Origin of the sequence: Aeribacillus pallidus, from assembly GCF_050478865.1 — a bacterium.
GTDB lineage: Bacteria > Bacillota > Bacilli > Bacillales > JACDOC01 > JACDOC01.
The window spans coordinates 78,105-87,491 of record NZ_JBCNBW010000035.1 but is presented as its reverse complement, the minus strand read 5'-3'; the positions used below and the strand labels follow the sequence as shown (position 1 = coordinate 87,491).

Annotated in this window: 10 protein-coding genes; 8 read left to right on the top strand and 2 right to left on the bottom strand. The window is 38.4% G+C overall.

Going from position 1 to position 9,387, the window contains the following annotated elements; translation table 11 throughout:
- A partial coding sequence (locus ABES52_RS09000; RefSeq protein WP_429650822.1) for a DUF5342 family protein occupies nt 1-104 on the bottom strand: 104 nt, incomplete at its 3' end.
- 153 nt (nt 105-257) lie between these two features.
- On the opposite strand from ABES52_RS09000, the gene ABES52_RS08995 reads away from it, so the two are divergent.
- The 5 genes from ABES52_RS08995 to ABES52_RS08975 all read left to right on the top strand — a co-directional run bounded on the left by ABES52_RS08995 (nt 258) and on the right by ABES52_RS08975 (nt 5,466).
- On the top strand, nt 258-1,394 hold the full coding sequence (locus ABES52_RS08995; RefSeq protein ID WP_429650817.1) for a DUF445 domain-containing protein: 1,137 nt from the start codon (nt 258-260) through the stop codon (nt 1,392-1,394).
- A gap of 121 nt (nt 1,395-1,515) precedes the next feature.
- Nucleotides 1,516-1,869 carry a YlbF/YmcA family competence regulator gene (locus ABES52_RS08990; RefSeq protein ID WP_429650816.1) on the top strand — a complete coding sequence of 118 codons (354 nt, stop codon included), beginning with the start codon at nt 1,516-1,518 and terminating at the stop codon, nt 1,867-1,869.
- Nucleotides 1,870-2,013: 144 nt separating this feature from the next.
- Nucleotides 2,014-2,883: a Cof-type HAD-IIB family hydrolase gene (locus ABES52_RS08985; RefSeq protein WP_429650815.1), complete on the top strand. Its 870-nt coding sequence runs from the start codon at nt 2,014-2,016 to the stop codon at nt 2,881-2,883.
- A 142-nt stretch (nt 2,884-3,025) separates the two neighbouring features.
- Nucleotides 3,026-4,543, top strand: a complete 1,518-nt coding sequence (locus ABES52_RS08980) for a coproporphyrinogen III oxidase (RefSeq protein ID WP_429650814.1) — start codon at nt 3,026-3,028, stop codon at nt 4,541-4,543.
- Nucleotides 4,544-4,677: 134 nt separating this feature from the next.
- The gene (locus ABES52_RS08975) at nt 4,678-5,466 is read left to right on the top strand and encodes an enoyl-CoA hydratase (protein WP_429650813.1); all 789 of its coding nucleotides are present in this window, start codon (nt 4,678-4,680) and stop codon (nt 5,464-5,466) included.
- 72 nt (nt 5,467-5,538) lie between these two features.
- Here the strand turns inward: ABES52_RS08975 and ABES52_RS08970 are convergent, their stop codons facing one another.
- A complete protein-coding gene (locus ABES52_RS08970; RefSeq protein WP_429650812.1) occupies nt 5,539-5,724 on the bottom strand; it encodes a YhzD family protein in 186 nt (61 codons plus the stop codon).
- Nucleotides 5,725-5,890: 166 nt separating this feature from the next.
- On the opposite strand from ABES52_RS08970, the gene ABES52_RS08965 reads away from it, so the two are divergent.
- The 3 genes from ABES52_RS08965 to ABES52_RS08955 all read left to right on the top strand — a co-directional run bounded on the left by ABES52_RS08965 (nt 5,891) and on the right by ABES52_RS08955 (nt 9,382).
- A complete protein-coding gene (locus ABES52_RS08965; RefSeq protein WP_429650811.1) occupies nt 5,891-6,790 on the top strand; it encodes an ABC transporter ATP-binding protein in 900 nt (299 codons plus the stop codon).
- A complete protein-coding gene (locus ABES52_RS08960; RefSeq protein ID WP_429650810.1) occupies nt 6,783-8,030 on the top strand; it encodes an ABC transporter permease in 1,248 nt (415 codons plus the stop codon). The genes ABES52_RS08965 and ABES52_RS08960 overlap by 8 nt, the downstream gene beginning before the upstream one ends.
- Nucleotides 8,031-8,149: 119 nt before the next feature.
- Entirely contained in the window at nt 8,150-9,382 is a 1,233-nt protein-coding gene (locus ABES52_RS08955; RefSeq protein ID WP_429650809.1) for a metallophosphoesterase family protein, read from the top strand.
- Nucleotides 9,383-9,387: the final 5 nt, after the last annotated feature.

The window sequence follows — 9,387 nt, the reverse complement described above, 5'->3', positions numbered from 1 at the left end:
CCACAATTGACAGAGAGCCATTTTTTTCCACGATAATAAAACGAAATATGCCATCCAGGTAATTTTTGATTGTACAGTGATTGGTATTGAAAATGCAAAATCATCTATATTCACCTCACGATTATTGTAAACTTTTTGGAAAAGTCGAACAACTTTTTTTGCCCGTATAACCATCTCATTTGCGTTAAAGAATAATCTAACCGTATAATTAAAAGTTGGTTGTATGTATTTAGGTTATAAGGAAGGTTGTTGATACGATGGAAGTCGTGTTGATATTATTGTTCATGATGGTGATTGGGGCGATGATTGGGGGATTGACAAACTCATTAGCGATTAAAATGCTATTTCGCCCGTATCGGACGTATTACATAGGGAAATGGCGTGTTCCTTTTACTCCTGGACTAATTCCGAAAAGAAGAGGAGAATTAGCGGAACAATTAGGTCGAATGGTAGTCGACCATTTACTTACACCAGATAGTCTAAAGAAAAAATTAACCGACAAAGCGTTTCAAAAAGAAATTCAACGATGGTTAACGAGTGTGGCCGAGCAGTGGATTCAATCGGAGAAACCGATTGAAGATGTGTTCACTCGTTTTGGCTTTACCGATTCTAAAAGAAAATTGCATTTATGGCTCGAACGCTGGACAGATCAAAAAATTATTCACTTTATAGAAACGAATGGAGACCGTGCAATTAAGGAGGTGCTCCCGAAAGAGTGGGTGGCTGTTCTTGATCAGAAAGTACAGTCTTTTACCCCGTTTATTATACAAAAGCTTACTGCTTTTTTTGAAAGCGATAAAGGAAAAGAAAAGATTCAACAAATGGTTGATGACTTTTTAAAAGAGCGAGGCATGTTAGGAAACATGCTGCAAATGTTTTTAGGCAATATGTCATTAGTAGATAAAATCCAACCGGAAATAACTAAATTTTTCCAAAATGATGGAACGAAGCATTTAATTTCGGAACTTATTGAATCCGAATGGAATCGAATGAAAGATAAGTCTATAAATGAATGGCTTGCTTCCTTTGATCATCAAAAAATATATTCTTCGGTGAAAGAAATCGTATCTTCAACGGTTCAAATCGATCGGATGTTGGACAAACCTGTGTATTCTGTATTGGCTCCATACGAAAAAACGATTCTTGATGTAACGGTTCCGTCGGTTGTGGCACAAGGGACTAGCTGGCTCACAGCGAAAATTGAAAATATTATTCAAACATTAAGATTGCAAGAAATTGTAAGAGAACAAGTTGAATCATTCTCTGTTGAACGTTTAGAAGAAATGGTGCTATCGATTTCGAAAAAAGAATTTAAAATGATTACGTATTTAGGGGCATTACTTGGTGGAATTATCGGTTTGATACAAGGCCTTATTGTCTTTTTCCTCACATAATGGTCGCATATGCTCGAACTTTTTCGCATAGTTTGTTATAGTGGTATGGAGTTTAAAAAAACTGCTTTTTTGAAAAGTTCTCTTCTTGTCTAGGGGAGAACGTATGTAAGGAGGAAAAAGAATGTCCAATCATTTGTATGACATAGCGTATGGATTAGAACGTGCGCTACGTCAAAACGAAGACTTTTTAAAATTAAAAGAAATGTACAATCAAGTACTGGCCGATCAAAACGCTAATGCGTTATTTACAAATTTCCGTGATATTCAATTAAAGCTTCAGCAAAAGCAAATGACCGGTCAAGAAATTACATCTGATGAAGTTCAACAGGCACAAAAAGCAGCTGCACTTGCCCAACAAAACGAAAAAATTGCTAAATTAATTGAAACTGAACAACGGATGAGCTTTATTATTGATGATTTAAATAAAATCATTATGAAGCCGTTAGATGAATTGTATGGAAATATTCAATACTAAAAAATGTTTCAATATCTCTCTTACCTGTAAAATGGTGAGAGAGATTTTCTTTTTTTCGAATATGGTCAATCAGTTCTATGAATGGCTTTCAATACATAAACGTATTAAAAGAAAAGAATTTCATCTTTATGAGGAGGAACAACCATGATCTACAGGATGTTAGCGTTGAATGTGGATAGAACGTTACTACAGACGAACGGTCGTTTAAATAAATCTACAAAAGAAGCGATTCAATACGCCCAAAGTAAAGGCATTTATGTAACAATCGTTTCTTCCAAGCATTTTCTTGCCGTCAAACGAATTGCCAAGTCATTGAAAATTGATAACCATTTAGTTACCCATCAAGGGGCTTACATTGCATCTGAACTTGAAAAACCAATTTTTGTCCGGCGGTTAAGTGATCAAACGGTAAGAGACCTTGTCCAACTATTCGATTCCTATCCGTGCCAAATTCGCCTCATTCATGAAAAACACGCTCTAGCAACGAATCCTGAAAAATCAAAGCCTCTCCTAGCAAAATCCATTTTCACCCCAGCCATTTCCTTTTTCTATTCGATTAAGTATACTGATACAATACTAGAGGATTTAGAGACCCAACCGATGGACGCTTGCCAACTAGAAATTGCGTTCCATTCCAAAAAAGATTTACACGAATGTCGACGAATGGTAGAGAACTCGTTTCATGAAGTGGATTGCGTTCTTTCCAATGACCATCAGTTACACATCGTGCCAAAAGGAATCAGTAAGCTGCGTGGATTAATGTATTTATGCGACCGATTAGGCATGACCATGTCGGAAGTAGTGATGATTGGTTCAGGATTAGATGATCAACCATGCATCGAATGCAGCGGTTTAGGAGTCGCTATGGGGGATGCACCGCAGGAAGTGAAGCGTTCAGCCGATTGGATTACGCGCTCAGCAGATGAAAATGGAGTCGCGTATGTGGTAAAAGAACTGTTTCGTAAGCAACAACCGATTGAATTTTTGAAGAAGTTGAACGTGATAAAAAAGTAAACATACATGAGATAAAAAGCTATGTTTCCCCTTTTCTTTTAAAGGGGGTTTTTATTTAGCGATATCCTCGTGTTTCCATTGATTTTCAATACACATTTCTGTACACTAAAGAGAGCTTTGACTTGAACATAAGGTGATGAAAATGCACATTCAAATACATGGACTACAAGATGATCGTTTTCAACGTCAGCTCCAATTGATCGGTAACTTATTTTTTGAAGAAACGGACGTCTCCTTTCAACCGACAGTCGGGGCGGATTTAGACATCCGCTTTCAATTGCATATCACGGACGTCGTGGACGTGACATGTGAACTTATCCCACCGGAAGGAGAAATGGTACAAGCCCATTTTCGTGGGCCTATTGATGGAACAGCTTCGGAAAAAGAGCAATTTAAGCAAATAAAAAATGCCGTTTCTCATGTGTATTTATCCGTTTTACAACAGCATACAGGCATTCGACAAAAATGGGGAATATTAACAGGGGTTCGCCCAACAAAGCTGTTACACCGAAAATTGAAAAGTGGAATGAGCAAAGACATCGCTCATCAGCAGCTAAAAGACGACTATTTAATTACGGATGAAAAAATTCAATTAATGCAAGCCATCGTCGACCGTCAATTAGCCGTCGTTCCTGACCTCTATTCGTTACAAAATGAAGTCAGCATTTATATCGGGATTCCGTTTTGTCCAACGAAATGTGCTTACTGCACGTTCCCGGCTTATGCGATTCAAGGAAAGCAAGGACGGGTTGACTCCTTCTTAGCAGGCTTACACTACGAAATGCAACAAATCGGACAGTGGCTGAAGGAAAAAGGCATAAAAATTACAACAATTTATTATGGGGGCGGTACGCCAACGTCCATTACGGCGGAAGAAATGGATTTATTATATGAAGAAATGTACCGTTCGTTCCCTGATGTTGAAAGCATTCGAGAAATTACGGTCGAAGCGGGCCGTCCAGATACGATTACACCGGAAAAATTAAATGTTTTAAAAAAGTGGAACATTGATCGGATTAGCATTAATCCGCAATCGTATATTCAAGAAACGTTAAAAGCGATTGGGCGTCATCATACGGTAGAAGAAACGATTGAAAAGTTCCATCTTGCCCGTGATATGGGAATGAACAATATTAATATGGACTTAATTATCGGCTTACCAGGTGAAGGGCTGAAAGAATTTGAGCATACGTTGAATGAAACCGAAAAGCTGATGCCGGAATCATTAACCGTCCATACGCTTTCGTTTAAACGAGCTTCTGAAATGACCCAAAATAAAGAAAAATATCAAGTCGCCCCACGGGAAGAAGTGGAACAAATGATGAACCGTGCAGAACAATGGACAAATGATCACGGTTATGTTCCGTATTACTTGTACCGTCAAAAAAATATTTTAGGGAACTTAGAGAACGTTGGTTATGCAAAACCTGGTCAAGAAAGTATTTATAACATTGTGATCATGGAGGAAGTACAGACAATTATTGGTCTAGGTTGTGGAGCTTCAAGTAAATTCATTGACCCAAAAACCGGAAAAATCGAGCATTTTGCAAATCCAAAAGATCCGAAGTCATACAATGAAGGGTTTAAAGAATATACCGATAAAAAGCTGGCCATTTTAAACGAACTTTACAAAGATATTCCTTCTAACGTGTCCAATTAATGCATACATTTAAATGAAGTGTATGATAAAAGCTGGTTCTTACTCAAATTGAGAGGAACCAGCTTTTTTATATCGGGAAAAGGAATCCTTATCCATATGTCGAAATAGTTAACAAACGAAAAAGGAGGGATACAATGAACGTTTCACAGGCGTATGAGACGATTCGATGTCATTTGGCTGAACGAGTCGCTAAAATCACGTTAAATCGCCCAGATACTCTTAATGCGATAAACGTAACGATGATTCAAGAACTGAATCATTGCTTAAAGGAATTAGCAGCAAATGAACACATTCAAATTGTCGTTCTTCAAGGAAGTGGTAAAGGATTTTCTTCTGGTGGAGACATTAAATCGATGTTAGCAAGTAACCATTTAAATTTCGATGACGTGATGGACCAAATTAGCGAGCTTGCGCTTCGTCTATTTACGTTACCAAAATTCGTGATTGCGGCCATCCATGGTGCAGCTGCTGGTCTTGGTTTTAGCTTAGCTTTAAACGCCGATCGTATTATTGCCGAAAAAGATAGTAAGTTTGCCATGAACTTTATTGGCATTGGCCTTATCCCAGATGGAGGAGGGCATTATTTATTAGCCCAGCGAGTAGGGGTACAAAAAGCAAAAGAAATTATTTGGGAAGGTCGCGTCATGCCGGCAGAGGACGCTTACCTATATGGGCTTGTTGATGAATTGGTTGAAGGAGATTTACAGGGATATGTCGACCAATATGTGAAGCAATTATTGCGAACACCACTATTGGCAAAGATTGAAACGAAGCGATTGATGGCAGAATGGAAGAAGGATGAACTACAGCACATACTCAAACGGGAAAAAGAAGGACAAAGAAAGATGAGGCAAACGAAAGACCATCTAGAAGGGATCAAAGCATTTTTAGAAAAACGGATGCCGCAATTTCATGGCAGGTAATGAATGAACAATCATTCGTTGTCCCAAGGTTCCATCTCATCGGAATCTTGGGACATTTGTGTATATGGATTTTTATACGTGGAATAATAGTAGTTTTCCAGCTGGAGAAGTACAGCGGTAGGTTTTTTCCTTATATCCTTTTTCTTTTAGCAATTGTTCCCCTTTTTGCTTCGCTTCTTGGTCATTGGCTGCTTCAAAAGTTTCATCTAACAATTTTTCTCCATTTTTTTCAAAGACCGTTAATTTATATTGTTTCATCGTTCCACCCCTCCTGAGTTTATTTAATTTTATTTTGACATAATTTTCAGAGAAATCAAGAAGGGGAAAATGATTTGTTGACTTTACCAAAATATTCAATTAATGTAATAATGAAACTTTTTTCTTAAGAAAACGCATGACTTTTGTCCCGAGGAGGAGGGGAAACATGACGTTACATTTTCAAGGTGTCACGAAACGATTTGGAGCGTTTACGGCTGTCAATCATTTGTCATTATCTATACCAGAACAAGAGATTTTTGGTTTTTTAGGAGCGAATGGTGCTGGAAAAACAACGACTTTTCGAATGATTTTAGGATTGTTACAGCCAAGTGAAGGTACCATTACGTGGAACAATCAACCGATCAATTATTCCGTTTCCACACATATTGGCTACTTACCAGAAGAGCGGGGGTTGTATCCCAAATTAACCGTCAAAGAGCAAATTTGGTACTTGGCGAATCTTCGGGGGATGGGAAAAAAAGAAGCGGATGTGGAGTTAAAAAAATGGTTAGAACGGTTCCACATTTCGGACTATTATTCCAAAAAGGTTGAAGAGCTCTCCAAAGGAAATCAGCAAAAAGTTCAATTTATTGCCTCCGTTATACATAAGCCTCAATTGCTTATTCTAGACGAGCCATTTAGCGGCTTAGATCCGGTGAATGTCGAACAATTGAAGAATGCCGTCGTTGACTTGAAAAATAACGGAACGACAATTGTCTTTTCGAGTCACCGGATGGAGCATGTAGAAGAGTTGTGTGAAAATTTATGTATTATGCACCATGGTCGGCCGATTGTGCATGGAAGATTACGAGAAATCAAACAGTCGTTTGGTAAGAAAAATGTGTTTGTTCATGCTGACTTTTCACTGGACTTTCTTCAAAACTATGAAGGAGTGACAAAGTATAAGCGTACAGCTGAAGGAGCAGTCCTCCAAGTAACTAGTGAGGAAGTCGCCCAACGGATATTACAGGACATTACCGGAAAAGGATTTGTGCGTAAATTCGTATTAGACGAACCTTCATTAAATGATATTTTCATAGAGAAAGTGGGGACATCGTATGAATAAATTCATAACCGTATTACTTCATACGTTTATGACGAAGTTGAAATCAAAGCCATTTATCATTTCAACGGTGATTATGGCGATTGGGATTTTAGTTATTACCAATATCGACCGAATCATTGATATGTTTGGTGGTGATGAAGCTAAACGTGTCATTGTCGTTGATCAAACCAATCAGCTATTTGCCCCACTACAAGCCCATGTTCGTGAGGTTTCCGATGATATTGAATTAGTAGAAGCTACGAAAGAGGAATCGGAAGCTGAAGAACAAGTGAAAGATGGAAAATACGAAGGAATGTTAGTGCTATCAATGGATGGAGAAGGGCTTCCAATAGCTACCTATAAAGCATTAACACTGACAGATTCTGAAACGATCAATCTATTAGAAAGATCGCTGCAATCGATTAAGTCGTCTTTAGCCGCACAGCAACTGCAGCTATCTCCGGACCAATTAGCAAAACTAACCGCTCCACTTTCGTTTCAAAAAGAAGCACTATCATCTGAAGCCAAGTCAGAAGAAGAACTGAGCCAAGCACGATTTGTTGTGTATTTAATGATTTTGATGTTATACATCGTCGTCATCGTATACTCAAGTATGATTGCGACAGAAGTAGCGAGTGAAAAATCTTCCCGTGTGATGGAAATTTTAATTTCTAGTGTCTCCCCGGTTACGCATATGTTTGGAAAAATATTAGGAATTGCACTTCTAGGTATTTCCCAAATTATTTTTTTATTAACGATCGGATATATTTCTTTAACACAGTTACGAGATGGGACAGAAGACGTGATCGAGTTGCTTGGACTTCGAGATTTATCTCTATCCTTAATTATGTTTGCCATTATTTTCTTTCTTCTTGGATATTTCTTATATGCAACTTTTGGAGCGTTACTGGGATCGTTAGTCAGTCGGACAGAAGAAGTGCAGCAAACGATTACGCCAATGATGTTTTTAATCATTATTGCATTTTTCATATCTATGTACGGGCTAGAAAATCCGAATGCATCCTTTGTAACAATTTCTTCGTTTATTCCGTTTTTTACACCAATGACCATGTTTCTACGGATCGGAATGTTAAATGTACCTGTGTGGGAAATTGTGCTTAGTATGTCCTTGTTAATTGCCACTGTGGTCTTTTTTGCGGTTTTTGGTGCCCGAATTTACAAAGGTGGCGTTCTTATGTATGGAAAAGCCAATATTTTTAAAGATATTCGTAAAGCCATATTGTTAACGAAAAAAGAATAATTTTCACTTGGATTAAGCTCGGCTGCTGCCGGGCTTTTTTCCTTTTGAACGGTTAGGTGTCATTGTTGTGTGGTATAATGAAAAAAATGGGAACGTACATTCGGAGGGAGGACTTTTATTTGAGATCGGTAACTTTTATTCATGTGGCGGATTTACATTTAGACAGCCCGTTTCTTGGATTACCTCCGCTGCCAAAAGAGCTAAAACGACGAATTCAGGAAAGTACTTTCCGCTCGTTTTCTAAAATCATTGATATTGCCATCGACAAACGTATCGATTTTCTCTTGATTAGCGGAGATATATACGACGGGGAGGACCGCAGTATTAAAGCTCAAGCACGCTTACGAAAGGAACTCGTACGGTTGCATGAAAAAAATATTCCTGTTTATATTATTCACGGCAACCACGACCATTTAGGCGGAAATTGGACAACACTCGAACTGCCTCCAAATGCCCATGTGTTTGGGGATCATGTCGAACGAAAACGGTTGGTGAAAACCGATGGTACGACCGTTCATTTGTACGGGTTCAGTTATCCGAAAAGACATGTATACGAGTCATTGCTTTCTTTTTATAAAAAAGAAGGAGAAGCGACCTTTCATATCGGTTTGTTACATGGACAAGTTGAAGGAAACAATGACCATACGCCTTACGCTCCTTTTACCGTACAACAATTATTAACGAAAGGTTTCGATTATTGGGCGTTAGGACATATACATAAACAGCAAATTCTTCATATGGATCCTCCTATGGTCTATCCAGGAAATATTCAAGGTAGGCATCGCAAAGAACAAGGGGAAAAAGGAGGGTATCTTGTTACATTAACCGAGCATAGTGAACCTTCCATGACGTTTTTGGCAACGAGTGATGTCGACTGGGAAACCATAATGATTCATATCGAAAAAGGGTCTACTTTTCACGACATATTTCTCCAGTGTCAAACGAAACTGCAATCGATTCGGAAAGAACAGGTTGGTCAACTCGTTGATTTACATATCGAACTAGAGGAACGAAATGAAGAATTGCTTCAAAAGGTTCAAACGGGCGAATTTATTGAAATTTTACAGGAAGGGGAAGAGCAAGAAGAGGCGTTTGTTTGGCCGTATAATGTTCGGGTAGTGTCCCCTGAAGTTGAAGTTCCACTTTCAGCCATGTTTTTGAACGAATTAGAGGAGACCATTCAGGCGTTATCAATGGAAACGATTTATGAAGGTCCTTTAAAAGAATTATTTCATCATTATCAAGCTGGAAAATATATCTCTCCACTTACCGAACAAGAAATGAACGAACTCATCGATGAAGCGAAAACAACCCTTTTCACGACATTTCAAACGATAGGAAAGCAAAGGTGATTGGA

Coding starts and splice junctions, on each gene's coding strand:
- ABES52_RS08995 (WP_429650817.1), top strand. CDS start 258: ATGGAAGTCGTGTTGATATTATTGTTCATGATGGTGATTGGGGCGATG.
- ABES52_RS08990 (WP_429650816.1), top strand. CDS start 1,516: ATGTCCAATCATTTGTATGACATAGCGTATGGATTAGAACGTGCGCTA.
- ABES52_RS08985 (WP_429650815.1), top strand. CDS start 2,014: ATGATCTACAGGATGTTAGCGTTGAATGTGGATAGAACGTTACTACAG.
- ABES52_RS08980 (WP_429650814.1), top strand. CDS start 3,026: ATGCACATTCAAATACATGGACTACAAGATGATCGTTTTCAACGTCAG.
- ABES52_RS08975 (WP_429650813.1), top strand. CDS start 4,678: ATGAACGTTTCACAGGCGTATGAGACGATTCGATGTCATTTGGCTGAA.
- ABES52_RS08970 (WP_429650812.1), bottom strand. CDS start 5,724: ATGAAACAATATAAATTAACGGTCTTTGAAAAAAATGGAGAAAAATTG.
- ABES52_RS08965 (WP_429650811.1), top strand. CDS start 5,891: ATGACGTTACATTTTCAAGGTGTCACGAAACGATTTGGAGCGTTTACG.
- ABES52_RS08960 (WP_429650810.1), top strand. CDS start 6,783: ATGAATAAATTCATAACCGTATTACTTCATACGTTTATGACGAAGTTG.